Origin of the sequence: Stenotrophobium rhamnosiphilum (assembly GCF_003052265.1) — a bacterium.
GTDB lineage: Bacteria > Pseudomonadota > Gammaproteobacteria > Nevskiales > Nevskiaceae > Stenotrophobium > Stenotrophobium rhamnosiphilum.
This window is the reverse complement of record NZ_QANS01000003.1, coordinates 362,979-388,131: the sequence shown is the minus strand read 5'-3', so window position 1 is coordinate 388,131 and position 25,153 is coordinate 362,979. Positions and strand designations below refer to the sequence as shown.

The 25,153-nt window shown below is 56.5% G+C and carries 22 protein-coding genes; 8 read left to right on the top strand and 14 right to left on the bottom strand.

Annotation, left to right across the window (positions count from 1 at the left end; genetic code table 11):
* The first annotated feature begins 34 nt into the window (after window positions 1–34).
* Entirely contained in the window at window positions 35–1,144 is a 1,110-nt protein-coding gene (locus tag CJD38_RS09370; RefSeq protein ID WP_107940070.1) for an RDD family protein, read from the top strand.
* On the opposite strand, the gene CJD38_RS09365 is transcribed toward CJD38_RS09370, so the two are convergent.
* Window positions 1,145–2,272 carry a glycosyltransferase family protein gene (locus tag CJD38_RS09365; protein ID WP_107940069.1) on the bottom strand — a complete coding sequence of 376 codons (1,128 nt, stop codon included), beginning with the start codon at window positions 2,270–2,272 and terminating at the stop codon, window positions 1,145–1,147.
* A 142-nt stretch (window positions 2,273–2,414) separates the two neighbouring features.
* On the opposite strand from CJD38_RS09365, the gene CJD38_RS09360 reads away from it, so the two are divergent.
* The 4 genes from CJD38_RS09360 (at window position 2,415) to CJD38_RS09345 (ending at window position 7,711) form a co-directional block, all read left to right on the top strand.
* Complete coding sequence (locus tag CJD38_RS09360; RefSeq protein WP_107940068.1) at window positions 2,415–3,146, top strand: TerC family protein; 732 nt, start codon at window positions 2,415–2,417, stop codon at window positions 3,144–3,146.
* Window positions 3,147–3,253: 107 nt separating this feature from the next.
* Entirely contained in the window at window positions 3,254–5,545 is a 2,292-nt protein-coding gene (gene uvrD / locus CJD38_RS09355; protein ID WP_107940067.1) for a DNA helicase II, read from the top strand.
* A 255-nt stretch (window positions 5,546–5,800) separates the two neighbouring features.
* A complete protein-coding gene (locus CJD38_RS09350; protein ID WP_206362932.1) occupies window positions 5,801–6,466 on the top strand; it encodes a PadR family transcriptional regulator in 666 nt (221 codons plus the stop codon).
* A gap of 21 nt (window positions 6,467–6,487) precedes the next feature.
* On the top strand, window positions 6,488–7,711 hold the full coding sequence (locus tag CJD38_RS09345; protein ID WP_107940065.1) for an MFS transporter: 1,224 nt from the start codon (window positions 6,488–6,490) through the stop codon (window positions 7,709–7,711).
* A 13-nt stretch (window positions 7,712–7,724) separates the two neighbouring features.
* On the opposite strand, the gene CJD38_RS09340 is transcribed toward CJD38_RS09345, so the two are convergent.
* From CJD38_RS09340 to CJD38_RS09325, 4 genes are all read right to left on the bottom strand, one after another.
* Window positions 7,725–8,375 (bottom strand): SPOR domain-containing protein, encoded by a 651-nt coding sequence (locus CJD38_RS09340; protein WP_107940064.1) that lies wholly within the window; start codon window positions 8,373–8,375, stop codon window positions 7,725–7,727.
* A complete protein-coding gene (gene argS / locus CJD38_RS09335; protein ID WP_107940063.1) occupies window positions 8,375–10,153 on the bottom strand; it encodes an arginine--tRNA ligase in 1,779 nt (592 codons plus the stop codon). Before argS ends, CJD38_RS09340 begins: the two co-directional genes overlap by 1 nt.
* A gap of 78 nt (window positions 10,154–10,231) precedes the next feature.
* Window positions 10,232–11,524: a HAMP domain-containing sensor histidine kinase gene (locus CJD38_RS09330; RefSeq protein WP_146165966.1), complete on the bottom strand. Its 1,293-nt coding sequence runs from the start codon at window positions 11,522–11,524 to the stop codon at window positions 10,232–10,234.
* A gap of 63 nt (window positions 11,525–11,587) precedes the next feature.
* Window positions 11,588–12,274: a response regulator transcription factor gene (locus CJD38_RS09325; protein ID WP_107940061.1), complete on the bottom strand. Its 687-nt coding sequence runs from the start codon at window positions 12,272–12,274 to the stop codon at window positions 11,588–11,590.
* A 147-nt stretch (window positions 12,275–12,421) separates the two neighbouring features.
* Between CJD38_RS09325 and CJD38_RS09320 the strand changes: the two genes are divergently transcribed.
* The gene (locus CJD38_RS09320) at window positions 12,422–12,877 is read left to right on the top strand and encodes a Spy/CpxP family protein refolding chaperone (protein WP_107940060.1); all 456 of its coding nucleotides are present in this window, start codon (window positions 12,422–12,424) and stop codon (window positions 12,875–12,877) included.
* Between the two features lie 58 nt (window positions 12,878–12,935).
* Here the strand turns inward: CJD38_RS09320 and CJD38_RS09315 are convergent, their stop codons facing one another.
* The 7 genes from CJD38_RS09315 to CJD38_RS09285 form a co-directional block, all read right to left on the bottom strand.
* Entirely contained in the window at window positions 12,936–14,234 is a 1,299-nt protein-coding gene (locus tag CJD38_RS09315) for an NHL repeat-containing protein (protein WP_146165965.1), read from the bottom strand.
* A 183-nt stretch (window positions 14,235–14,417) separates the two neighbouring features.
* Window positions 14,418–15,611: a heme biosynthesis HemY N-terminal domain-containing protein gene (locus tag CJD38_RS09310; RefSeq protein WP_107940058.1), complete on the bottom strand. Its 1,194-nt coding sequence runs from the start codon at window positions 15,609–15,611 to the stop codon at window positions 14,418–14,420.
* Window positions 15,608–16,627, bottom strand: coding sequence for a uroporphyrinogen-III C-methyltransferase (locus CJD38_RS09305; protein ID WP_107940057.1), 1,020 nt, complete (start codon window positions 16,625–16,627; stop codon window positions 15,608–15,610). Before CJD38_RS09305 ends, CJD38_RS09310 begins: the two co-directional genes overlap by 4 nt.
* A gap of 18 nt (window positions 16,628–16,645) precedes the next feature.
* Window positions 16,646–17,410 (bottom strand): uroporphyrinogen-III synthase, encoded by a 765-nt coding sequence (locus CJD38_RS09300; RefSeq protein ID WP_107940056.1) that lies wholly within the window; start codon window positions 17,408–17,410, stop codon window positions 16,646–16,648.
* A 12-nt stretch (window positions 17,411–17,422) separates the two neighbouring features.
* Window positions 17,423–18,346 carry a hydroxymethylbilane synthase gene (gene hemC / locus CJD38_RS09295; RefSeq protein WP_107940055.1) on the bottom strand — a complete coding sequence of 308 codons (924 nt, stop codon included), beginning with the start codon at window positions 18,344–18,346 and terminating at the stop codon, window positions 17,423–17,425.
* 103 nt (window positions 18,347–18,449) lie between these two features.
* On the bottom strand, window positions 18,450–19,196 hold the full coding sequence (locus CJD38_RS09290) for a LytR/AlgR family response regulator transcription factor (protein WP_107940054.1): 747 nt from the start codon (window positions 19,194–19,196) through the stop codon (window positions 18,450–18,452).
* A gap of 14 nt (window positions 19,197–19,210) precedes the next feature.
* Entirely contained in the window at window positions 19,211–20,290 is a 1,080-nt protein-coding gene (locus CJD38_RS09285; protein ID WP_240783580.1) for a sensor histidine kinase, read from the bottom strand.
* 207 nt (window positions 20,291–20,497) lie between these two features.
* Here CJD38_RS09285 and argH point away from each other — a divergent pair, with 207 nt between their 5' ends.
* Window positions 20,498–21,889: an argininosuccinate lyase gene (gene argH / locus CJD38_RS09280; protein ID WP_107940053.1), complete on the top strand. Its 1,392-nt coding sequence runs from the start codon at window positions 20,498–20,500 to the stop codon at window positions 21,887–21,889.
* An 842-nt stretch (window positions 21,890–22,731) separates the two neighbouring features.
* Here argH and CJD38_RS09275 read toward each other — a convergent pair.
* Both CJD38_RS09275 and CJD38_RS09270 read right to left on the bottom strand, forming a co-directional pair.
* On the bottom strand, window positions 22,732–23,724 hold the full coding sequence (locus CJD38_RS09275) for a hypothetical protein (RefSeq protein WP_107940052.1): 993 nt from the start codon (window positions 23,722–23,724) through the stop codon (window positions 22,732–22,734).
* Complete coding sequence (locus tag CJD38_RS09270; RefSeq protein ID WP_107940051.1) at window positions 23,721–23,942, bottom strand: hypothetical protein; 222 nt, start codon at window positions 23,940–23,942, stop codon at window positions 23,721–23,723. Before CJD38_RS09270 ends, CJD38_RS09275 begins: the two co-directional genes overlap by 4 nt.
* A gap of 155 nt (window positions 23,943–24,097) precedes the next feature.
* On the opposite strand from CJD38_RS09270, the gene CJD38_RS09265 reads away from it, so the two are divergent.
* Complete coding sequence (locus CJD38_RS09265; protein WP_107940050.1) at window positions 24,098–25,111, top strand: AraC family transcriptional regulator; 1,014 nt, start codon at window positions 24,098–24,100, stop codon at window positions 25,109–25,111.
* Window positions 25,112–25,153 lie beyond the last annotated feature (42 nt).

Here is a 25,153-nt window from a genome sequence, read left to right as displayed (position 1 = left end):
GAGGACACTATAAGAACACTCAGTCGGGGAGTGCATGTCGAGATATTTCGTCGCCGATCATGGCGTGTCTACGGGGCCGTTTAATTTTGAGCAGATTCGCGAGAAGGTCCGCAAGGACGAGATCAACGCGTTTACTTTGATGTGGAAAGACGGCATGGCTGACTGGGCCATTGCCCAGAATGTGCTGGCCAGCGCTGGCTTGTTGCAACCCAAGTCGTGGCCAGAAGAAGCCGTCGCTGTCGAAATCGATCAGCCGGTTATCGCTGCGTTTGGGCGTCGCATTGCAGCGGCGTTAATTGATGGCTTGGTGATGTTCATTCCAGCCACCATCCTGATCATCTTGCCGCAGGCATTTTTGGCAGACACATCAGCGATGATCGTTGGTCAGCTGCTGGCGGTGCTTGGCAATCTGGCCTACTTCACCTTGTTACATGGCGGCTCTCACGGCGCCACCATCGGCAAACGCGCGTTGGATATTCGTGTGGTACGCGATGACGGCAGCCAGCTCGGCGACATGCTCGCGCTCGGTCGATATCTGTTGCTGATGCTGTCTGCGCTGATGGTGATTCCACTCTTGGTGCCCTTGTTTAATCGTCACCGCAAAGGTCTGCACGACATGGTTTGCGGCACGGTCGTGCTGGAAGCCAGCAGCCTAACGAATGAAAATTTGGATCTGAACGAAACCGTCATCGGCACCTGGGGCTCGTTGAGCTGGGTGATGGTGGGTTTGATGGTTGTGATTCCATTTGCGGGCGGCGTAGTTGCAGCAGTCTCTGTGCCCGCTTACCAAGACTATGTGATTCGCTCAAAGGTCGCGATGGCGATTGAGCAGGCACGCGACACCAGTGAAAAGGTGGTGGCGTATCGCAGCGAGCACGGCCAGTGGCCGACCAAGCCAACAGACATCGGCTTGCCAGATGCCTTGGATATTGCGGATGTAGCGACTTTGCATCTCGACGCTAACGGCACCGTGGCGCTCAATTTCACATCGACACTGATCCGTGGACGTGCGCTGCACATTCGCATGAGCGAAGACGGTCACCGTCAATGCACGACTAATTTGCCACGCAAATATACGGACCGTGCTTGCTCGCGCTCGGCACAGAGTCCGTCACTCGCTAGAAGCACTCAGCCCACGATGTAATCAGGCGTTGGCAATAACCGCAGCTTTGCGCTGCGGTTTTTTAATGTGAACTTTCACCGCTTTTTCGCCGTGTGTTAGCTCGGCGATATAGCGCTGCAAAGTTTCAATCGCTTCGGCGCGGCCATCACCGGCATGCTGACGCATATTGGATCGATACCAGTCGCCGTGCCCGAGAAAACTATCTACATCGCTGGGCGTTAGCTGGTTCATCTCGGCGCGCATGCCGACACCCATGCGCTCAATCATCTGTGCGTTGAGGCGTTGCTCAAACGCATCTTCCGGCATTGCCAGAATCGGTTTGCCGAAATGAATCGCCTCGCCAATCAGCTGATTGCCTGCGGTTGAAAGCACGCCGCGGCAGCTGGCGAGATCGCGCACAAAGCCTTCACGACTCGGCGCGCGGAAGTCGAGGTTGTCGATCTTGTCGCGATAAGGCGTGCCGTAAACCACAACCGGGCAATCCAGTTGGCGCAGCACGCCATCCAGTCGCGGCAGATATTGATGTTGGCCTTTATTGAAGTAGGCCAGCAGGAAATCGCCCTTGCTTGGTTGCACGCGCAGAACTTCGTCTCGCAACATCGGGCCAACAACTTTCACACCGGGATAAGCGCCTTCTGCCGGATAAAAGCTCGAAATCAAAATGCGTTCAGGAATGCCCATCAACGTGCGATAGCCCCAGGCATCACGCTGGCCAGCCAACCAAAGGTCCGGCGGAAAGTGAGACTTGCAGTAGGCGATGATGCCGACGTGGTCAAAGCTGATGCGTGGAATCTTCAGCTTTTGGGCGACGCGGTGTGTCCACGCTTCTGAATCCGAAATCACCAGCTGAATGTCGCGTGCCTTGAACTCGCGCTCGACCTGCGCCATGCCTTGTCCGTGGAACAGCAAATCCGCCACTGGCGAGAAGTTGCTGGCGATGGTTTTCGGAAAGGAATGGCTGCCGCGGTCGTTGTACTGGTAGCCGATGATGGGAATTCGCACCGTCGGGAACCGGGGCGCCAGCTCCTCGTAGGCGTCGCCGCCCGCGAAAACGGTGACCTCATGCTCCTTCATCAGCGCCGGCAGCACCGCGCTGGTCCGCATGGCGTGGCCACGTCCGTAACCCATGACGCCGTAAGCTATACGCATGGTTTGGCTCCATTTTCCATGCGGACAGACTGATTGCGCGGTGTAACAATTGCGTTACATTTTCACGAAACTTGCGTGACAAACGGGCGTCCAAGCCGCCGCACCGTTATCATATGCATAATCTTTACAGGAAATTTACGCGATGGAAGCTTTAGCACAACCCGAACTTTGGATGGCCTTACTGACGCTGACTGCACTCGAAATCGTGCTCGGCATCGACAACATCATTTTCTTGTCGATCATCGTCGCCAAACTTCCCGTTGAACAACAGGCCCGCGCCCGCTTCCTCGGACTTGCTGGCGCGCTGCTGACGCGCGTCGCCCTGCTGTTCTCACTGGCTTGGTTGGCCAGCCTGACGCAAACCATTTCCTGGCTTGAATTTATCCCGACCGAAATCTCCGGTCGCGATCTGGTGCTGATCCTCGGCGGTCTGTTCCTGCTCTATAAAAGCGTCAGCGAAATCCACGAAAGCATTGAAGGCAATGGCGGCGGTGGCGAAACCCCCACCGTGCGCGCCGTCACCGGCTTTGCCAGTGCGATTATCCAGATCATGATTCTCGACATCGTGTTCTCGCTCGACTCAGTCATCACCGCCGTCGGCATGACCAACAATCTGCCAGTGATGGTCACCGCGATCGTGATCGCCATCATCACCATGATGTTCTTCGCCGCCCCGCTCTCCGCATTCGTTGATAAACACCCGACGGTCAAAATGTTGGCACTCGCCTTCTTGATCATGGTCGGCGGCGCACTGGTTGCTGAAGGCTTTGGCGCACACGTGCCTAAGGCTTACATCTACTTTGCGATGGCGTTCTCGGTGGGCGTGGAAATGCTCAATCTGCGTTTGCGTCCGCACGCTCCTAAGCTGAAGTAACAAATGCTTTCAAAAAGCCCCGGCGCTCTGAGTGCCGGGGCTTTTATTTTGCCGGTCTATTTTCAATCAAAGCGTCAGAGCAGCGGCCAAGCCGGTAAAATCAGCGAATGAATGATTTTGCTGACGATCTTGCACCCCTTATTGACCATCTCAACCCTGCCCAGAAAGAGGCGGTAACGGCGCCGACTGAGCATCGTTTGGTTTTGGCTGGCGCGGGTTCAGGTAAGACGCGCGTGTTGGTGCATCGCATTGCTTGGTTGATCGCGAAAGAAGGCGTATCGCCGCTGTCGATTCTTGCGGTGACATTCACCAATAAAGCGGCTGCTGAAATGCGTGGGCGCATTGAGCAGTTGGTGACCATTCCAGTTCGCGCGATGTGGGTTGGCACTTTCCACGGCACCGCGCATCGCATGCTGCGACTGCATTGGAAAGAAGCCAAGCTGCCGCAGAATTTCCAGATTCTCGATTCCGACGATCAAGTGCGTTTGGTTAAACGCGTATTGCGCGCGATGGAATTGCCAGAAGATAAATGGGTTCCGAAAAGCGTCACCGGCTTTATCAACTCGCAGAAAGAAGAAGGTCGCCGCCCGCAGCATCTGCAAGATCAAGGCGACTTCACGCAGCGCACGTTGGTGCGTGTTTATGCCGCGTATCAAGAACAGTGTGAACGCAATGGCTTGGTGGATTTTGCAGAACTGCTGCTGCGCGCTTACGAACTGTGCCGCGACAACGTTGAAATTCAGCACCACTATCGCAATCGTTTCCGTCATGTCTTGGTCGACGAATTTCAGGACACCAATACGCTGCAGTATCAGTGGCTGAAAGTACTCGCAGGCAAAACCGGCATCTTGTTCGCCGTTGGCGACGACGATCAGAGCATCTATAGCTGGCGCGGCGCGAAAGTTGAAAACATGATGAAGCTGGATCGGGATTTCCCCGGCACAGAAACCATCAAGCTGGAACAGAACTATCGCTCCACTGGCACCATCCTTAAGGCTGCGAACGGCTTAATCGAGAAGAACAGTTCACGACTCGGCAAAGAGTTGTGGACGGATGGCAACGAAGGCGAACAGATTCAGCTTTACGCTGCGTTCAACGAATACGACGAGTCGGAATTCGTGATCAGCCGCATGAAGGAACACATCGACGGTCGCTCGCGTTACTCCGATCTCGCCGTGTTGTACCGCATGAGTGCGCAGTCTCGTGTGCTAGAAGAAACGTTGATCCGCGCGCGCATTCCTTATCGTATCTACGGCGGCCTGCGATTCTTTGAACGCATGGAAGTTAAAGATGCACTGTCGTATCTGCGACTGCTGCACAACCGCGACGATGACACCAGCTTTGAGCGCGCCGTAAACACGCCGCCGCGCGGCATTGGCGCCACCACCATCGAGCGTTTGCGCTTGCTGGCGCGCGAACAGAATATTTCGATGTGGGTTGCTGCAAAGACTGGCCTGCCTTCACTCGGTCGCTCTGCGAATAGCGTTGGCGCGTTCTTGTCGATGATTGAAGAGCTGCATGCGGATACACGCAGCCTCACGCTCAGCGAAGCTACCAAGATGGCGATTGAGCGCAGTGGCCTGCGCGAGCACTACAAGAAAGAGAAAGGCGAACAGGCTGAAGCGCGTCTCGAAAACTTGGACGAATTGATCAACGCCGCGCGCGGCTTTGAAGAACTGCCGCCGGTTGAAGGCGAGCCAACGCTCGAACCTTTAACCGCATTTATTACGCACGCCTCGCTGGAATCTGGCGACGGACAAGCAGGCCCGGGCGAAGACTGTGTGCAGTTGATGACGCTGCACGCGGCAAAAGGTTTGGAGTTCCCCGTCGTATTTATGGTCGGCCTTGAGAACGGTTTATTCCCGAGCCAGCGCACGATGGATGAAGGGAATCTCGAAGAAGAACGCCGCCTTTGTTACGTCGGCATCACGCGTGCACGCGAGCGCTTGTACATCAGCTACGCCGAGATGCGTCGCTTGCATGGCCAGGAACAAATCAATCTGCCGTCAATGTTCCTCAAGGAAATTCCGCCTGAGTGCGTCAGCGAAACACGCCCGCGCGCCGGCATCGTGCGACCCGCTTTTGCTGCGCGTAGCAATACATCATCGTGGAGTGGCGGCGGCAACTTCGGTGGCAGCAGCTATCGCAGCCCGAGTGTTGACGGCAGTAGCTACAGCAAAGATGGCTATCCGGCGCGCGGGTCCGCGCCAGCTGGACGAGTCACTGATGTTGGCCCCGGTGGTTACAAACTCGGCCAACGTGTTTCGCACGAGCGCTTTGGTGAAGGCACGATTCTGTCGTTTGAAGGCGATGGCGATCGCGCTCAGGTCGAAATCCGCTTTAAGGCGCATGGCACTAAGCGCTTGATGATCAGTTACGCGAATTTGACGGCGCTTTAGGCTTAGTCCATGTCATCCCGAGCGCAGCGAGGGATCTCGCTGTAACGCTCTGCTAACTGGCGAACGGCAAGATTCCTCGCTGCGCTCGGAATGACAAATCCCGGCCAAACCGTCCGTGCAGGCGAGCATGACGCGCAGGTCCGAAACCCTTCTTTACCCAATCCGGCTTGCTTTAGGCTTAGTTAAGATATATCTTAAGATCGTTACTTAAGACTAATCTTGAGTAACTCATTCAAGATTTTTTAGGAGTACCCCATGAGAAACCCTTTCTCTACATCAGACCGCCACGACCGCCGTTCACACGCCGAGGCACATTTTTCACACCGTCATGGCCATCACCATGAACACCACCGCCCCGATCACCACATGATGATCGGCCGTCGCGGCCACGGGCCTTTCGGACGCGGTGGCGCAGACTTCCCCGGTGACGAGCGCGGCGAGCATCGCGGCGGCGGGCGCATGGGCCGCATGTTCGGCCAAGGCGACCTCAAGTTGCTGCTGCTCGCGTTGATCGAAACCCAACCACGTCATGGCTACGAATTGATTCGCGCGATTGAAGATCTTTGCGGCGGTGCTTACTCACCTAGCCCCGGCGCGATTTATCCGACGCTGACTTTTCTCGAAGAAGCAGGCTACGCCACTGTGCAGATCGCAGATGCCAACGCGCGAAAGCAGTACGCGATTACCGATGAAGGTCGACAGCACCTTGAGCAGAACCGGCTCGATGTTGAAGCCGTGATGCAGCGACTCAAACTTTCATCTCGCATGATGGCCAAGCTCAGCGTTCCAGAAACGATACGCGAGAGCATGCATCAACTCAGACATGCACTGATGGGACATGACCGCGCTTGGGATGCCGCAGAAGTGAAACGCGTAATTGCGATCATTGAGAAAGCAGCAAAAGACATCACGTCTGTTTAATCGTCATCAGGGAAGATCCACATGTATTCGATAACGCCCGCAGGTGAACGCCGCCTGCTCTGGCTGCTCGCACTCACGCAGTTCACCATCATCATGGATTTCATGGTGATGATGCCGCTGGGCCCGCAGATCATGCAGGCCTTTCAGATTTCGCCTGCTGCATTCGCGACAGCGGTGTCGGCGTATTCATGGTGCGCGGGTTTGTCGGGATTATTGGGCGCGACTTATGTGGACCGTTTTGATCGACGCAAATTGTTGCTCGTCGTGTACGCGCTGTTCGCTGTATCCAATCTGATCTGCGCCTTGGCACCAAACTTTCACTTGCTGCTGATCGCACGTGCGTTTGCTGGCATCACGGGTGGCGTTCTGGCTTCCGTGATCATGGCGATTGTTGGTGATGTGATTCCGGCACAACGTCGTGGCGCTGCGATGGGCACGATCATGACGGCGTTTTCACTCGCAGCCATTGCGGGTGTTCCCGCAGGCGTCTTGCTTGGCGCGCACTTTGGTTGGGCGACGCCATTTTTTATGCTGACTGCGATGTCCGCTCTCATCTGCTTTGCAGCTTCAAGCATCGTGCCTTCGCTAGCGGCGCATCTACAGCAGAAACAACCGGCACTGAAAGAAGTGCTGCCAAACCTTGGGCGTTTGCTCACCAAACCTGATCACGTCAAAGCGTTTGCGCTGACGTTCACGCTGATGGTTTCGCACATGATGGTGATTCCATTCATCTCGCCAGTACTCGTCGCCAACTACGGCGTAGCACCTGCAGATTTATCGTGGATTTACATGGCGGGTGGTGCGGCCGCTTTCTTCAGCTCACGCATCATCGGACGCATGGCGGATCGTTATGGCAAGCGTGATCTGTTCCGCGTGCTTGTGCTGTTGTCGATGTTGCCGGTGTTGTTCATGACGCACATGCCACATCTGCCATTCATTGTGATGCTGTTGTTCTTTCCATTCTTCATGGTGCTGGTGGCTGGGCGCATGATTCCGATGCAAGCGCTGCTCACCACTGTCCCCGTGAATACACAGCGCGGCGCATTCTTGAGTGCGAATAGCGCGCTGCAAGCACTCGGCAATGGTTGTGGTGCTTGGCTCGCCGGGCTAATGCTCAGCACGACAGCGACAGGTCAGATCAGTGGTTACAGCACTGTTGGCTTAGTCGCCGTTGCGCTGTTGCTGCCCGTGCTGTGGTGGGTCGGCAAAGTGAAAGCTGCAGACGATCAAGCGCTTCCGACCTAAGTCGGAGCGATGATTATTTGAGCTTCATCAAAACGGCTTGCACGCCGTTCTGTTCAAGACGTGCCATCAGCGTATGCGCTTTAGCGAGACTCTTTTCAGGGCCAACACGGACACGGTAATAAGTGTCTTTGTTGTCGATGGTGACTTTCTCGATGCGTGATTCCATGCCGAGTAAAGCGAGCTTCGCTTTTTCGGCATCGGCATCCGCTTGCGTGCGATACGCAGCAACTTGAATTACATAAAGGCCGTCATCTCCTGGCAGCGCTTTGCCTGCGGCCGCGGCGACGTTGGACGGCACCACCACTTCCTGACCCGGAAGAATGTCGTAGAAGGTGAAGCGTGGTTTTTCTTTAGGCGGCAATTTGATTGCGCCTTTCTTGCCTTGTGCATCTGCCTTGGCAGATGACTTTGCGTCGGGCGTATTTTTGTCGCCGCCCTTTGCGGCTACTTCGTCTTCGTTGTCTTGTGATTGCTCAGCGGCTTGGCCGGGCATCGGCTGTGGCGGACGCGTGATGTAAACCAGCGCAGCGATGGCCAAGCCAAACGACAAGCCCAGCACCATCCAGATCCAACCGGGCATGCTGCTACCGCCCTTGCCTTTACCTTTGGATGAACGTGCCTGGTTGCGGCCGTTGCCACGCTGTGCGTAATCACCACGTGCCATTACATTTTCTCCGGCGCAGATACGCCGAGTAGCGTGAGACCAACATGCAGCACCTGACGCGCCGCACTTATCAGCGCAAAGCGTGCGGATTGCAGCTCTGCATCATCAACGATGAATTTGTGCGCGTTGTAGTAGCTGTGGAAAGCATCAGCCAAACCATCACGCAAATAGAACGCAAGCGTGTGTGGTTCGTACTCGGCTGCCGCTTTGCGAATCACTTCTGGGAAGCGATTCAACTGCACCAGCAATGCTTTCTCGTGTTCGTTGTCGAGACGATGCAACGCCGCAAGGCCTGCGGCCTCATCGTAGTTGCCACCTTTTTCTTTGAGCTGTGCAAACACACTGCACACGCGCGCGTGTGCGTACTGCACGTAGAACACTGGATTGTCATTGCTCTGCGAGCGCGCGAGATCAATATCAAATTCCAAATGCTGTTCGTGTGAACGCATCAGATAGAAGAAGCGCGTGGCGTCTGTGCCGGCTTCATCAATCAAATCTTGCAGCGTGACGAAGTTGCCACTGCGCTTGCCCATACGACCGGACGAGAGCGTGACGAACTGGATGAGCTGCACGTTGAGTGCATCTTTGCGGTCTGTGAGCGCTTCAATCGCTGCGCGCACGCGTGCAATGTAACCGTGGTGATCAGCACCCCACACGTCCATCAACAGCGGGTAGCCGCGATCCAGCTTGTCGATGTGGTACGCAAGGTCGTTGCAGAAATAAGTTGCGGCACCGTCAGCCTTCACCAACACGCGATCTTTTTCGTCACCGAACTCTTCGGTGCGCATCCACTGCGCGCCATCTTTTTCGTAGGTCAGGCCTTTCTCAGCAAGACGCGCGAGCGCCTTTTGCACGAAGCCGCTGTTGACCAGCGCGGCTTCTGAAGACCACTGATCAAAACGTACGTTGAAGGATTGCAGCGTGCTGCGAATCACTGCGAGCTGATCATCCAGCGATGAGCGAACGATGGCTGTGTAGCCATCACCGAGCAGCGACTTGGCGCGCAAGATCAATGCGTCGGCGTAACTTTCCTGACGCAGCTTGATTGCATCTTTTTCTTTGTCGCTCGCGCCTTCAGGCGCGACGGGTTCTTCTGGCAGATCGGCCATCACGACTGATGCTGCGTGACGGAATTTTTCGCCATGTGCATCTTTGATTTTCTGCGCGGCGCGATTGATGTAATCCGCTGGATAACCGCGCTTGGGGAAAGGCAGCGTCTCGCCGCACAGTTCCAGATAACGAACCCACGTCGAGATCGCGAGAATATCGACCTGACGACCGGCATCGTTGATGTAGTACTCGCGCCACACATTCCAGCCGGTGGCGGCCAACAAATTCGAAATCGCATCACCGTATGCAGCGCCGCGGCCATGACCGACATGCATCGGGCCGGTCGGATTGGCAGAGACAAACTCCACCATGATCTTGCCTTTGCTGCCGCTGTCGTCGCGACCAAACTTGTCGCCCGCTTTCAGCACGTCCGCAACAATCGCTTGGAAGGAATCTGCAACGAGGAAAAAGTTGATGAAGCCAGGGCCTGCGATTTCTACTTTGGAAACACGCGGCGAAGCAGGCAGGTTTTTGACCAACAACTCAGCGACTGCACGCGGCGACTTGCCGAGTGGCTTGGCCAGAATCAGTGCGAGGTTGCTGGCAAAATCGCCATGCGTTTTGTCTTTGGCGGAGTCGATCTGGATGCTGTCGGGCACACGCACCTCTGTCCCGGCAATGACCGGTAACACGGCGGCACGCAACAGCTCTTGCAGATGGGATTTCATCTTGGGAATCTAAATAACCTGATAAGGGCGCGAATTTTACTTGAGTAGGGTGCGCCGTGCGCACCGTTGACGCAGGACCTAGGCTTTTGCAGCTACCGGCAGAATCAGGGTCATGCTCAACCCGCCACCTTCGCGATTGGCCGCCAAACAACGGCCGCCATGAACCTGCACGATACGTTCGACAATCGCCAAACCCAGCCCCTGCCCATTCGCGCGTAAACCATTGCTGCCACGATAGAAGGGGCTGAATAGCTGCGGCAGTTCAGCCTCTGGCACGCCGGGGCCGCGATCTTCCACGCTGATTTCTATGCTCTGCGCCAGTGCGGCGACCCGCAATTGAATCTCGCTGCCCGCAGGGCTGAACTTGATAGCGTTGGAGATCAAGTTATCGAGCGCGCGGCCCAACAGAACCGAGTGACCCTCCAGCACGGCCGTCTCTGGCGCATCCAGACTGGCTTTCAACCCGCGGTTATCGAGTTCGATCTGCGCTTCGGCGAGGCGATCACGCGCCATTTCGGCGAGGTCGACCGCTTCTGGCGCCATACCGGCCGCGCCTTCTTCGGCACGCGACAAGGCCAGCATTTCGGCGATCAATTCATCAAGCCGGACAATCTCGCGGCTGGCGCGCTCAAAGTAAGGCTGCACTGTGGACTGCGCTTCACCGCGGCCCAGTTCCAACGCTAATTGCAGACGCGCCAGTGGCGAACGCAATTCATGCGATATGTCGCGCAACAACCAGCGATTACGCTCAACCAGCGATTCAATGCGATTCGCCATGTGATCGAAATCGCGCGCCAACTGACCCAGCTCATCTTTTGATTGCGCCAGCGGCGCGCCGATGCGTGCGCTCAAATCGCCTGCGGCAACACGTCGTACCGCGCGCTGCAGTTGCTCCACTGGCTTACCCATGCTGCGTGCGATCAGCCACGACACCACGCCAATCACAAAGAGTGAAACCAGAATTTCGATCAACATTGGTAACTGGCCGCGCGGCGAGAAGAAGCGCGGGCCCGCACCACGCGGAGGCGCGCGCATCGCTAAAAATCTCAGCGTCCGATCACCGCTGACAACGTCCAGGCCGACCAAGGTGACATCTGACTTGGGGTGCAAAATGATTTCGGAGTCGCGCATCAGTCGTGGAAGGCTGTCTTCCATCGGCGGCGGCAACGGCGACATCAACAAATTGCGGCCGTTCTCCAACAAAGCGATTTGAATGCCACGCCGCTGCAACGGCCGCGCCCATGACGCTACGGCGTCGATACCAGCGGCGTCATAAATTGCTGCGGTATCACTGGCGAGGTCATGCCAGTCTGGCGTCAGCGTGGTGTAGTTCTCGCGCGCGATGCGGCCCATGACGAGCGCACTGATCATCAGCGTCACCAGATTGGCGACACAAAACCAAAAAAATAATCGCGCGTGGAGACGGTTCAAAACTTATGCGCTGGGCCGGGTTAACAGATAACCAGAGCCTCGCACGCTCTCAATGCCCGGCGCTAGTGCCGAGGCCGTGCTGAGTTTGCGGCGCAGGCGACTAACGTGGACATCGACGCTGCGGTCAAAACGTTCAATCGGTCGGCCCAAACCTTCCTCCGTCAACGAAGCTTTATTGACGACATTGCCCGCCTGTCGCGCCAGTGCCAACAGCAACGAATATTCTGCGCCAGTGAGTTTTAACTCTGTCTCGCCAACCCAAGCGCGGCGCTCGGTGGGCTGCAAACGTAATAGTCCAACGCTCAACGGCTCATCCGAACCGGCACTGCCACGGCGCAGCAAAGCACGCACGCGCGCCAGCAATTCTCGTGGTAAAAACGGCTTGGACAGGTAATCGTCAGCGCCCAGCTCAAGGCCGACAACGCGATCCGCAGGATCACCACGCGCAGACAAAATGATCACGGGGAGTTGATGGCGCTGACGCAGTTCGCGCAGCGCGGTGAGGCCGTCTTTGCCGGGCATCATCACATCGAGGATCAAAAGATCAGGCGGATGTTGATCGCGGGCAAAGCGCGCTAACGCGGTCTCGGCGTCATGCGCCAGTTGCACTTCAAAGTCTTCACGCCGCAGATAGTCCGCCAACAGCGCGCAGAGCTCGAGGTCGTCATCAACAATCAAAATCGTCCGCATGTCCTGTTCCACTCAAGGTGTCCAGCATTTCGACCATGCTGAAGCAAAGAGGTTGCTTTAATTTTTTCTTTACTCATATTTACGGCGTCGCGACGATCCTTTACACGCCCTCAGCCTATAAATCTCCCACCCCCACAGGAGATTTCAATGCTTAAAAAAATAACCCTCGTTACCGCCCTTGCCGCTGGCCTGATTGCATCGACCGCCGTCCTGGCCCATGACCCCGGCTCGCGTGGCGATCATGGCCGCCGCGGCCACGGTGGCCCCGTTGCTGGACTCAGACAGCTGGACCTTAGCGAAGCTCAGCGCGATCAAGTTCACAAAATCATGCTGGACCACCGCAAGGCTTCCGAGCCTCTGCACGATGAACAAAAAGCGCTGCACAAGAGCTTCGCCAGCCTGAATCCCGGCAGCGCCGACTACGCCAAACAAGTCGCCGCCCTGCAAGACCAGTCCGCAAAAGTCGCCCGTGATCGCGTCAAAGACATGGCCAACCTCAAAGGCCAAGTCTACGCCGTACTCACCGACGCCCAGCGCACCAAGTGGGCTGAACAGAAAACCAGCTTCCGTCGTCACGACGACAAGGATCATCCAAAAAACTAAGGCTGCAAATAAAAAAACCCCGCCGATTGGCGGGGTTTTTTTTAACTAGCCAACTAACTTAGTTGGTGTCGTAAACCATCAAGCGTGCGTTGTTCGAATCGACAATGTAGATGCGGTTCGAACCGGCCGTGGCAAAGGTTGCCATGCCCAGCGGGTTGCTCAGCGTACGCTCAGAAGCTTCTTGCTTACCGTTGCCGTTGTTCAGCAGGTCAGGCGAGTTGTTCTGATCGTCATCGTTGGCGGTCACGTGGTTGTAATCACCCTGACCATAAACAGCAATAGCGCTAGAACCATCAGCGGTTGGCGTGTTGAAAGCCAGAACGCGGTTGTTGCCAGCGTCAGCTACGTAGATGTAGCTGGTGTTCTTGTCCAACCAAACGCCACGTGGCTGCTTGAGTGCCGAAGGGCCGGAACCAAAACCACCCTGGTTCTTCATGTTGGACTGACCGATTACGCGAGCAGCGGCAGTCTGATTGGCAGCTGGAACCTGCGTGAAGTACAACACGCGGTTGTTAGCCTGATCGCTCACAACGAGCTTGGAGCCGTTAGACCACACGTCGGACGGACCGCTGATCGAGTCTGCAGTGATCGCGAAATCGAGGGTGCAATCTGGGATCGCAACCGTGTCTTTCGGGCAGTTCGGGGTCAGCTGGCCGGTGGTGAAGTTACGCTGGCCGAGGACGACGTTTGCTGATGCGAGAGCGCTGATGGTGTTGTAGATCAGCACGCGGTTATTACCCGTGTCTGCAACCACCAGCTTGGTGCCTGCAAAGGTCGCGCCGAGCGGACCAAACAAGGTGTCTGCTGCTGCTGGCTTGCCAGCGCCATTACCGATGGTGAAGCTTGGAGCAGCATTAGTTGCCGGCAGCGTGTTCCAAACCAGAACGCGGTCGTTACCAGAATCAACCACGAGCAGACGGCCTGCATCAATGCTGACTTTGCTAGGTTGGTTCAAGCTCGACAGGGTCGTGCTGATCGGGCAATCGCTAGCAGCAATTGCGATGCATGGATCGTTCTTGGCGAAATTGCCGTTAGGCTGACCAATCACGAAATCGGCGGTCGCCGACAATGACGTCGGAATGCTGTTAAAGCCCAGCACGCGATTGTTGTTGGTGTCAGCGATGTAGAACTTCACGCCGTCCGTCGCGACGCTAGCGGCGCCGCTGAGCGTGTTATTGCTTGGAGCAACACCGCGATTCGGGGTGATGTCTTTGAAATCGGCCTGACCGAACTGATAAATCGCTTTAGCAGCTTCGTTCGATGCTCCGTCCCCACCACCACAACCCGCCATAAAAACGGTTAGTGCCAGAGCTGCGCTGATACCAACGCTCCGGACCAATTGCATATTTCGCAGCATCTGAGTCTCCGTTCCAAATAACCCGCTTCATGCGGGTGTTAAAAGTAAATTCTATCGGTAAATCCGATGATCTTTAAGGTAAAAATTTGTAAATCGATACTGCGTCAACTGATTACCCGGCGCGCAAGATAGCACTACAGGCACCCCACAGGCTTGTCAGTGACAGCCCTGAGGACAAAGCGTTCAATGTGTTTGGCTGGATGCCAGCTCCAAGCCTTGGCGATACAGCTGCACAGCCTGTTCGCTATTCTGCGTCTCTGCGCTGAGTTTGGCGAGTTCTAAATAAGCGACCGGGGTCGGCGACACCCGCAGCACGGCCTCCAGATAGCTGCGGGCCTTACCCCAGAGCTTGTTACGCAGGCAGACCCGCCCGGCGGTGGTCAAAAGCTCCGGCTTTTCACCGTACTGGCCCAACCAGCTTTCGATCGTGGCCAGCTGGCTCAGGGTGTCGGTGGCGTGCAAATCGCCAAATAAGGTGACCAGCTCGCCATCCCAAACTTTGCGGAGCGTCGTGGTAATCAGGGCCAGTGCCTCGGCGTCGGCATTGAGACGAGCCAAGCCACGGGCATAGATGCGACGCAGATCCGGGTCGACGCGGAACTCTTCAGCGGCAGCGTCCCAAATCGCTTTGAGTTGATCGAGCTTAGCAGCGGCCAGCGCCTGCGCCATCAGCTCGCGCAGAGCTTGCAGCATCAGCTCGTTATAACGTGCGGGCGCCAATGCTTTGAGCTTGGCGGTGTCGGCCAGCAATTCACGCAGCGCGACCCAATCACCCAACTCGGAATAAGACTCGGCCAACAGCTCAATCGCATAAGGATGTTTTGCGTCCTGCTCACGCAATTGAAGTGCGGTGTCACGCACTTGCAGATTCTCGCCACGCTCACGCTGCAGCTCAGCCCGCGTCAGCATGGTGGCGAACTCCAGCTCTGGCGCGCTTTGCGCGGCGAGCTTGAGGTAATGATCGCGACGATCGCCAGCGCCCATGCGCTGTGCGGCGCGTGCGGCGCCGAGATAATTCAGGTGACGCGCGTGATGATCAGCAGCGCGACGGACCAGCTCAATCTCAGCCAGCTTCCAGTTGCCTTCCAGCAGTTTCAGTAAGCCACTTTCAAATGAATCACGAGCGCGATTGGCGCGGCGGCGGCTGACATTGCGGCGCATTCTGGCCGGCAGACGCACACCCGTCATCACTAGCTTCAGGCCGTAATACACCGACATAAAACCCACGCAAACGCTCAGGATCAAACCGAGCAGCGAGGTCTCAATAATCCAATCGCGATAGCTGATCAGCACATAGCCAGTTTCAGCGCGCAGATAAAACGCTGCCGCGGCGCCCGCTGCCAGCATCAACACGGCCAACAGGAAAAAACGAATCATCGGACGCCCGGCTCCATCTGCGCACGCAGCAGAGTTAAGCTGCGGCTGATGTCAGGAATCGGCGCGTTGAGCTGCAAGGGTCGCAGACGTTCCAGCTCTGCTTGCGCGGCGAGTACGCCCGGATCATCTGGACGGAAATAATCTTTGATCCAGCTACCTGCGGAATCGCAAAGATCACGGAAGCTGGTGGCATCACCACGCAACAGCGCCAGACGTGCGCCTTCAAGCTTGATCATCAGCACCTGATAGACCAGCGATTCCTGATCTGGAGGCAGCAAGCGTGGCGCGGGGCCGTTGTTACGGCGCACATTAAATACACCGGTCATCGCTTCTTTCACGCTGGCCCACATGCGAGCAGCCCAACCGGATTCTGGCGCAACATCTTCATGCTCTACACGCGCTTCAAAATGATCGGGCACTCGTGCCCGCAGCGGTAAACGAGCAACGCGGCTGATCAAGCTGGAGAAAGTGAGCGCAGCGGCAGCGCGATCCACATGCGGCACTGCACGTAACGCAGCACGCTCTTCGCTAATCGCGCGACGCACTGCAAACAAACGTGGCTCGCCGAGTGCGCCGAGACGTTGGTCCGCCAACTCCAAAGCTGTGGCGGCGCCATCCAAATCATGTTCCAACAGCAGACGGTCATTGGCCGTCAGCAACAGATGCTCAACCACCGCCATCTGCGTACGCGTGCGGCCGCCTTCGTATTGATCATTCAGGCGTGAAACGATTTGGCTCTGCTCGTCCAAGCGTTTGTTCAGCGCCGCAACTTCCAGACTGTTGTTGCGTGAGGCATCGATGATGTCGGACTGACGCCCTTCAAGCTTGGCGTTTTGCACTTCCACTTCATTGAGGCCACGAACCAAACCACCGAGCTGCTGGTTGTTGTCGCGAATCATGTGAACCAGCACACCAATCTGCCAGGCCACGAGGGCCAGCACGGCCAGCGAAACCAGCCACAGCCAGTAACGGCGGTGAGGGGTGGCAGTGGCGGAGGTGTCTTGATCGTCTGTCATTTAATTTCTATTACTTACTTAAGTGGTCTGCGCCTGTTCCAGCGATTGAACAATGCTGGCATCGGACATCTTTTCTGGCGCGATCAGGGCGCGAAAGCCCAATTCGGACGCTTTTTCTACCATACGCGGCCCCGGCACAACTAGTTGCTTTTGTAACAAAGCCTTACGCATGGGCTCCGGCGTTAGCCGCAGGAGATGATCCAAGGCCTGACCGCTGGTGATGACGATGGCATCAATCGCTCGCAAGGTTTCACCAATGCGCTCGCCGTCATACGGCAATGCCACGCGCCGATAAACCTCAGCTAACTCAACCTTTGCGCCACGTTCACGCAGGGCCGGGCCCAGCACCGCCAAGCCGTCTTCGCCTGTGACAATCAAAATGCGCTGACCGTTCACTTGCTGAAATTGCGGTAGCTCCAACAAGCCCTCGCTGGAATACGAACCTAAAGGAGTCGTGGCCGATTGCCCTGCATTCTGCAGCGCCGCCGCAGTCGCCGCGCCAACAGCCGCCAGATTCGTCGCCCATGGTTCCACGCTCAAATTGCGCGCGTGTTGCACGGCGTTAACGCTGGTGAAAATCCACCAATCCCAATCGCGCGCGCCTTCCAAAGTGCGCCGCGCCGCACCCGCTTGTGGCACCGGCACAATCGACAGCAGCGGCAAACGCACGGCTTTGCCGCCACGCGCTTCAATCAGTCGGCACAAGTTATCGGCCTGATGCGCAGGCCGCGTCACCAGCACCCGCAGCTTGCGCAGAGAATCCGAGCTGTCGGGCATGGTCATGTTATTCGCGAATCAGACTGCGACGCCGATGCTACGCAGAATGTCTGCAGCACCCATCGTCAACAAGCGTTCAGCCAAAGTAATACCCAAGGTTTCAGCTTGATCCGCTGGCCCTTCGATTTGATCACGCACGATGCGCGAACCATCAGGCGCGCCGACCAAAGCCTGCAAACGCAACTGACCGTTTTCAACGCGGGCATGACCGGCAACCGGCACCTGACACGCGCCGCCAAGACGACTGTTCAGTGCACGCTCGCAACGCAAACGCGTTGCAGAAAGATCGTGATGCAGCGGCGCGAGCAACTTGTGCGTGGCGGCGTCGCCTGTGCGGCATTCGATGCCAATGATGCCCTGGCCAATCGCGGGGATGAATCGCTCTGCATCAAGGCTTTGCGTAATGCGCTCGCCAAGACCCAAGCGCGCAAGGCCCGCATGCGCGAGCAAAATCGCGTCGTAATGTTTCTCGTCGAGTTTGCGCAGACGCGTACCGACATTGCCGCGCAAATCTCTGATCAGCAGATCAGGTCGTAGCGCACGTAGCTGCGCCTGACGACGCAAACTGGAGGTGCCGACGCAAGCGCCTTGCGGCAATGCATCGAGATTTGGATACGTGTTGGAGACAAAAGCATCGCGCGGATCTTCGCCTTCCAGAAACACGGCCAATTCGAGGCCGGGCGGCTGCTGCGCGGGCACGTCTTTCATCGAGTGCACGGCAATATCGGCGCGCCCTTCGAGCATCGCCGTTTCCAGTTCTTTAACGAACAGGCCTTTGCCGCCCACAGTAGAGAGCGGCGCGCTGAGCATCTGGTCGCCGCTGGTCGTCATCGCCAACAGGCTGACTTCCAGTCCGGGATGCGCGCTTTCGAGCAGTGCTTTGACGTGATGGGCCTGCCACAGGGCAAGCGGGGATTCGCGGGTGGCGATTCTGAGAAGCATTGGGAGATATGAGATACGAGCGTGAGCACCGGCTCACCGGATGCTTATCGTCTCATATTTTGTAGGGTGCGCCGTGCGCACGGCGCACCCTACGATCGCTCTTTTAATTATTTTCGGTGAGGAAGCGCCTCACTTCAGCCAATCGACGACGCGAAACCGGCAGGGCTTCGTTGGAATGCTTCATCTTCAGCCAGTGGTGTTGTTCGCCCTGACGGTCGCGCTCCATGCTGGAGATAAAGCGCGTGGCGACCAGCGCCTTGCGGTGAATGCGCAAGAACCAAGGCGCAAAATCTTCTTCCAGCGTCTTCAGCGATTCTTCAATCAGTACTTCGCCGTGCAGATGGCAGACGGTGGTGTATTTCTGATCGGCGAGAAAATAAACGATGTCTTCAGCAGGCACGCGGATCAAGCCATCACGCGTGGTCGCGGTGATGACGGAGCGTTTCGGTTTGCCTTCTGCCGACGTCGATGCAGCCGTCGATTTATGTGCGCGCGTGGGTTTGCGTACACGCAGCAAGGCGTCTTTGAGTTTTTCCAAACGAATCGGCTTGAGCAGATAGCCCTGCGCAGCAGCGTCATACGCGGACAATGCGTGTTCGGAGTAGGCGGTGGTGAAAATCACTGCTGGCGGCATTTCCAACTCAGCGAGTTGGCGGCCAACCTGCAGACCATCCATGCCGCCCATGCGGATATCCATCAACACCAAATCGGGTTCTTCGTCATCGATGACGTCGAGCGCGGTTTCGCCATCGGCAGCTTCGCCAACAATTTCGTAGCCCGGGAATTCCGCCAACAGACGGCGCAGTCGCTCACGCGCCAGTGGTTCGTCATCAACGATCACTACTCTCATTGCTATCCCTCGCTTTACGCTTCTTTTAATTGCGCCGCCAAAGGCAGCGTCATGCGAGCGCGAAAAATCGCGCCCTGAATATCACGGTCGAGCCCTAACTCGAGCAACGCCCTATCACCGTAAATGAGTTGCAGACGTTGAGCAATATTATCAACGGCAATGCGGTTGCCGTGCTTCTTCTCAACATCCTGCGGTGGCAATGGGTTTTCCACCTCAATAATTAGACGATTGCTGATCTCGCGGATACGGATGCGGATGATCCCCGGCTCGCGCAATTTGGAAATGCCGTGATGCACAGCGTTTTCCACCAGCGGCTGAATCACCAGCATCGGCACGCGCCAGCCGAGCAGCTCTTCCGGCACGTCCCACTCTACGTTGAGGCGATCAGACATGCGCACTTTTTCGATGCGCAAATACGCATGCACCAGCGCCACTTCATCGCCCAACGGCACGATGCGATCGCGCTTTTCCATGCTGGCGCGGAAGAGGTCGGACAAATCCTCAACCATCAACTCCGCCTCGGCAGGCTTGATCGAAATCATCGCCGCGATACTGTTAAGCGAGTTGAATAAGAAGTGCGGCTGAATGCGCGCGTTGAGCGCCTGGTAGCGCGATTCGCCTTCGAGCGTCACCTGCGCGCGCCACTCATGGCGCAGCCAGAAATAGCGCAGCAATAACAAGGAAACAATTGCGGAAATCACCGTGCTGCGAATGATGAATGCGCCGCGTGGCTCATCCGGAAAGCCGGGATAGATCGGCACCGTTTCACAAAGGGTGTACGCAATCTGACTGATGAAAAGCGCAATCAGCGTCAACATGCCCCAACACACAAAGAACACGATGCCGGGTCGCGCAATCTTGAGCCAGCGTCGCGCCCAACACAGCGCCGCAGCACTGCACAACGCAATCCATTGCAGATACAAGGAGAGCAGCGCGAGATGAAAGATCGCCGCTTCGCCGCGCGCATTGCCAGCCAGCGTCAGCACAAACGCCACCAACTCCATCGCCAGCGCCAACATAAAGATCGTGCGCCCGCGACAAAAGTCGGGGATCAGCTGCGTCTGCGCGATGGCCTGTGGTTTGATGTTTTCCAAGCGTTGATCCGGTTTTAGTCTTCTGTGTTTGTTCTTAAATGTAAGACGGTTGATTATTAACTAATATTTAATAACAAACTACATGCCGCCAAAGACTGCAGCGGTTGCGCTAAAAATACCCGAAATCTTGCCTGTTGACGGCGACTTGCGCTCACCGCCCCTATAATTGCGCCCTTCTATCGTTACGCAAACCTGTGATCCATCGCCATGACCCAGTCCGGCCCCGATAAAAACGCCATGTGGAGCGGCCGTTTCAGTGAATCCAACACTGAACTCGTCGCGCGACTCTCCGAGTCCGTGAGCTTTGATAAGCGCCTGTACCGTCAGGACATCGCAGGCAGTCAGGCGCACGCGCGCATGCTCGCCAAGGTTGGCGTGCTAGCGCAGGCCGATGCCGACAAGATCGTCGCCGGTCTTGATGAAATCCGCGCGGAAATCGAAAGCGGTAAGTTCGAGTGGAAGACCGAACTCGAAGACGTGCACATGAATATTGAATCACGTCTGACCGAGCGTATCGGTGACGCCGGCAAGCGTCTGCATACCGGTCGCAGCCGCAACGATCAGGTCGCCACCGACATCCGTTTATATGTGCGCGATGTCATCGACAACGTCGTCATGCTGATTGATCGCCTCGCTGCGGGCCTGTTGGATTTGGCCGAGCGCGAAGCGGATTCCGTGATGCCCGGTTTCACGCATTTGCAGATCGCACAGCCGGTTACGTTCGGCCATCACATGCTGGCCTGGCGCGAACAGATCGTGCGTGACCGCACGCGTCTGGTTGATTGCCGCAAACGTCTCAACCTGCTGCCGCTCGGTTCCGCCGCGCTGGCGGGCACCGTGTACCCGCTCGATCGTCACTACGCCGCAGAGCTGCTTGGCTTTGATGGCGTCACCGAAAATTCTCTTGATGCAGTGAGTGATCGCGACTTCGCGATTGAGTTCTGTGCGGCTGCCAGCTTGATCATGGTGCATCTGTCGCGTTGGAGCGAAGAGCTGATTCTGTGGTCGACGCCGATGTTCGGTTTTGTGAATCTGCCGGATCGTTTCTGCACCGGCAGCAGCATCATGCCGCAGAAGAAAAATCCAGACGTGCCCGAACTCGTGCGCGGTAAAACCGGCCGCGTCATTGGCGATCTCAATGCATTGCTCGTGCTGATGAAAGGCCAACCACTGGCCTACAACCGCGACAATCAGGAAGACAAAGAACCGCTGTTCGACGCCTGCGACACGCTGAGCATTTGCCTAGAGGTTTACGGCGAAATGGCTCCGCACATTCGCGTCAATCGCGAAGCTTGTCGTGCGGCTGCGGCGAAAGGTTTTTCGACGGCAACGGATCTTGCGGATTATCTCGTCGGTAAAGGCTTGCCGTTCCGCGATGCGCATCATGTTGTCGGCGCGACGGTGGGTTTTGCGGCGAAGAAGGGTTGCGATATCTGCGAGCTTTCGCTGGAAGAATTGCAAACGTTTTCGGCACTGATCCAGAAGGATGTGTTTGATCACATCACGTTGGATGCGAGTGTGGCTGCGCGTAAGACTTATGGTGGCACTGCACCAGAACAGGTTCGCGCGGCGATTGCGCGGGCACGCGCTAAGCTCTGAGTTTTCGTAGGGCGGGAGCATCTTGCCTTTCGCGGGCCTTTGTCTTTTGAGCTAGTGCCTGTTGCTCTTTGAAGTGGCGTGTTTCGCACGCCGTGCGAGTTACTTTCTTTGCTTGTGCAAAGAAAGTAACCAAAGAAAACACACCCTGCGTCTACGCCCGCACGATGAAGCTGTGCGGGTACCCTGCGCTTCTCGTCTTGACCGGGGTGCGTGACAGGACATCCCTGTCCAGACACGCACGCTTCGGCATCCTGCCTTCGCCCGCGCTATTCGCGCGGCTATTACCGGCCAAGCCTGCGATGCTCGGCGCTGCCGAAGGGGCCCGACATCAAAAGCAAAGCGACTCTTGCTGTTAATGAGGAGAGAGTCTCCTCAATGGCCTGAGCGATTCTTTAGAAGAGTAAAAGTGTTGGCGGCACTTTTGGTCACATTAATCACTGCATCACGGCTCATTCGCTCGCTAGCTGATGAGATGTACAAGTGGCTTTGCTTTGCCGGGTTCCCTTCGACAACGCCGAGCATCACAGCACTGATCGGTTAAATGCCGACGCTTCGCGTCGGGCGAGGCAGGAGCCGAGCGTGCATGCCTGGCCATGGATGGCCTGTCATGCACCCCGATCAGTGCGAGAAGCGCAGGGAACCGGAACGTCTTTTGTTCCGGCGTAGTCGCAGGGTGCCCTTTCTTTTGGTTACTTTTCTTTGGGCACGCAAAGAAAAGTCACTCGCGCCTCAGCGCGAAATACGACACCTCAAAAAACAACAGGCAGTAGCCCGCGAAGCGCGTAAAAAGCTAGAACTGGATTCCCGCCTACGCGGGAATGACAAGCAAAAACCGCGACGTATCAGCCCATGTTCTTGAGAGTGCTCTTGATGCTCTCAAACAAATCCTCAAGCTGCTTCCTAGGCGCATCATTCATAAACTTGAGCAACGGCAAAAGCTGATTCCACAAACCATGCTCCTTCGCCGCAGTCGCCAACGCAGATAACGCTTCCGGCGATTCAACATCTGCAAGAATCAGCACACGTCGCTGCGACTCCACACTCATCGCCGACAACACCCCAACCCACGCGCTCCACATGCCGCCGCGTTCAACGGCTGCAATCACAGCAGACAACTGTTCGTCGCTGAGGCTCGCCGTGATGTCACCCATCTTGCCGCGTAGTTTGTCGCCAACTTGCGTCATCATCGACAGCGCTTCTGGCCACAGATTATTTTCATCATTCGCTGCGGTGACGATGATGCTGCGTAGGCGTTCTTCCGGAATCATGCCGATCAGTGCTTCGAGCCGATCTGGCGATTCAACGAAGAAAGCGATCTCCAACAACGCGCGATCGTCTTTGATGATGTCCATCACGGCACGAATGACTTTGTCCGACAGCACGTCAACAAAGCGCGCCATCGTGATGTGTTCGCGGCGCTTCAGCATTTCTTTGGCGACAGTGACAACGAGGCTTGCGGGCAACAGCGCGATCACTTCTTTTGCGCTGCGCGGATCGAGTTCAATTGAGAGGTCAGCGAGAAATGTTGCGGGCAGTTTTGCTGCGACTTCGGCAGCGCGCTCTGGCGACATCAGGCCGGTGACGCGTGCACACAGCAAAGGACCGTAGAATTTTTCGCCGATCGCCGCGATTAGCGCGATTGGGATCAGCTTGGTTGCCGCAGCAACGCGCACCAAATGAGGGCGACTGCTGTCGTATAGCGCGGCAGACATGCGCTCGCGTAAATCACGCAGTTGCGCCACTTCGTATTTTTCCAAACTCGCGAGCTGCGCTTCTTTGAGCTTGAGCAAGCGCGCCAGCTTGATGATTTCTGCGCGGGTGGAGAGTTGGCTCATGGGAACAGAATCTTTTTGAAGGCGCCGCGAAGCAGGAATGGGATCATCGTCATCGAGCCTTCGATGGCTTTATCCAAGGCCTGATGCTCGCTTTTTTTGGCGTCGTCCAAACCCTTGTTGAGCAGCGTGAGGCTGTCTTTATCGAGTTCGTTTAAAAACTCCAAGCCCGCGCCGGGTTTGAGTTTGCTGCGCAACTCATCCGCTTGTTTGTTGGCCATCTGGCACTCCCAATGTAGGTCTTAAGTGTCATATCAACGCGGCCTGACTTCAATGGCCACGCTGACACAGTCATTATTACTACCCGTCTTTGGCTCTTTTTCGTTGTGTCTTGCGTCACGTAGATACAGAATGAAAACTTATATGGAGATGAGCGTTGGCTGACCCGCGCTACGACGAAGCAATTTTTCCGACGGACCTGCTGCTGGCGCTGGCGATGATCGCGCCTGAGCGCGGCGTGCAGCCGGAAAACTTGTGCCGTGGCCTCGGCTTTAGCGTTGAAGATCTGAGCAAACCGTCCACACGCGTTTCGTATCGTCAGGCCAATTTGATGGTGCAACGCGCGCTCGCCGCCATTCCTGATCCTTCACTCGGCCTCACCTTGGGCGCACGCGGCACACTCGGCTCAATGGGATTGATCGGTCACGCCATGGCGATGTGCAAAACACTCGGCGATGCCATGGGCCTCGGACTCGAACATTTGGTGCTCACTGGCGCGCTGGGTTATCGCGTTGATCTACGTATTGCTGGCCCACAAGTCTGGCTGGAGCTTGAGCACAACTTCCCGGATCCGGAAATTCAGGCCTTCATCACTGAAGAGGCTTTTTCCAGCACGCTGACTTACGCACGCGCCCTCACCGGTGGCGTCGCCCAACTGACGCAGGTCGAGTTTGTTCACAGCGAACGCGGTAACGCCGAGTTCGCAGAGCAAGTGTTCGGCGTGCCAGTAAAGTTCGGCGCCGCCAGCAATCGCTTCATCTTCGACGCCAAACTGCTGGCACTGCCAGTGCCGACGCACCATCCGCTCGGCCTGCATCAAGCGCTGGAGTTATTGGAAACTTTCTCGCAGCAAGAAAAAGCCAAAGACGATCTCTGTAGCGCCGTTGAACGCGCCGCTTATAAAACGCTGATGCAAGGCATCACGCTGGAAGACGTTGCACGCGAACTGAATATGTCGGGCCGCACCTTACGCCGACGTCTCGCTGCGGGCGGCATGTCGTTTGAAGCCTTGGTAGAAAACGTACGCAAAACACGAGCGCTGAGTTTGCTAACGCACTCAAGCGTTGCGGTGGAACGCATCGCCATCGAAACCGGTTATAGCGACGTGCGTAATTTCCGTCGCGCTTTCAAGCGCTGGACGGGCGTTAGTCCAAGCGAATACAGGCATTGAGCCTGCGATGAATATCAGAATTAAGTTTTTATAAACCGTACT

Excerpts from the sequence above, each read along its gene's own strand:
- CJD38_RS09370 (WP_107940070.1), top strand. The coding sequence starts at position 35 with ATGTCGAGATATTTCGTCGCCGATCATGGCGTGTCTACGGGGCCGTTT.
- CJD38_RS09365 (WP_107940069.1), bottom strand. The coding sequence starts at position 2,272 with ATGCGTATAGCTTACGGCGTCATGGGTTACGGACGTGGCCACGCCATG.
- CJD38_RS09360 (WP_107940068.1), top strand. The coding sequence starts at position 2,415 with ATGGAAGCTTTAGCACAACCCGAACTTTGGATGGCCTTACTGACGCTG.
- uvrD (WP_107940067.1), top strand. The coding sequence starts at position 3,254 with ATGAATGATTTTGCTGACGATCTTGCACCCCTTATTGACCATCTCAAC.
- CJD38_RS09350 (WP_206362932.1), top strand. The coding sequence starts at position 5,801 with ATGAGAAACCCTTTCTCTACATCAGACCGCCACGACCGCCGTTCACAC.
- CJD38_RS09345 (WP_107940065.1), top strand. The coding sequence starts at position 6,488 with ATGTATTCGATAACGCCCGCAGGTGAACGCCGCCTGCTCTGGCTGCTC.
- CJD38_RS09340 (WP_107940064.1), bottom strand. The coding sequence starts at position 8,375 with ATGGCACGTGGTGATTACGCACAGCGTGGCAACGGCCGCAACCAGGCA.
- argS (WP_107940063.1), bottom strand. The coding sequence starts at position 10,153 with ATGAAATCCCATCTGCAAGAGCTGTTGCGTGCCGCCGTGTTACCGGTC.
- CJD38_RS09330 (WP_146165966.1), bottom strand. The coding sequence starts at position 11,524 with ATGATCAGTGCGCTCGTCATGGGCCGCATCGCGCGCGAGAACTACACC.
- CJD38_RS09325 (WP_107940061.1), bottom strand. The coding sequence starts at position 12,274 with ATGCGGACGATTTTGATTGTTGATGACGACCTCGAGCTCTGCGCGCTG.
- CJD38_RS09320 (WP_107940060.1), top strand. The coding sequence starts at position 12,422 with ATGCTTAAAAAAATAACCCTCGTTACCGCCCTTGCCGCTGGCCTGATT.
- CJD38_RS09315 (WP_146165965.1), bottom strand. The coding sequence starts at position 14,234 with ATGCTGCGAAATATGCAATTGGTCCGGAGCGTTGGTATCAGCGCAGCT.
- CJD38_RS09310 (WP_107940058.1), bottom strand. The coding sequence starts at position 15,611 with ATGATTCGTTTTTTCCTGTTGGCCGTGTTGATGCTGGCAGCGGGCGCC.
- CJD38_RS09305 (WP_107940057.1), bottom strand. The coding sequence starts at position 16,627 with ATGACAGACGATCAAGACACCTCCGCCACTGCCACCCCTCACCGCCGT.
- CJD38_RS09300 (WP_107940056.1), bottom strand. The coding sequence starts at position 17,410 with ATGACCATGCCCGACAGCTCGGATTCTCTGCGCAAGCTGCGGGTGCTG.
- hemC (WP_107940055.1), bottom strand. The coding sequence starts at position 18,346 with ATGCTTCTCAGAATCGCCACCCGCGAATCCCCGCTTGCCCTGTGGCAG.
- CJD38_RS09290 (WP_107940054.1), bottom strand. The coding sequence starts at position 19,196 with ATGAGAGTAGTGATCGTTGATGACGAACCACTGGCGCGTGAGCGACTG.
- argH (WP_107940053.1), top strand. The coding sequence starts at position 20,498 with ATGACCCAGTCCGGCCCCGATAAAAACGCCATGTGGAGCGGCCGTTTC.
- CJD38_RS09275 (WP_107940052.1), bottom strand. The coding sequence starts at position 23,724 with ATGAGCCAACTCTCCACCCGCGCAGAAATCATCAAGCTGGCGCGCTTG.
- CJD38_RS09270 (WP_107940051.1), bottom strand. The coding sequence starts at position 23,942 with ATGGCCAACAAACAAGCGGATGAGTTGCGCAGCAAACTCAAACCCGGC.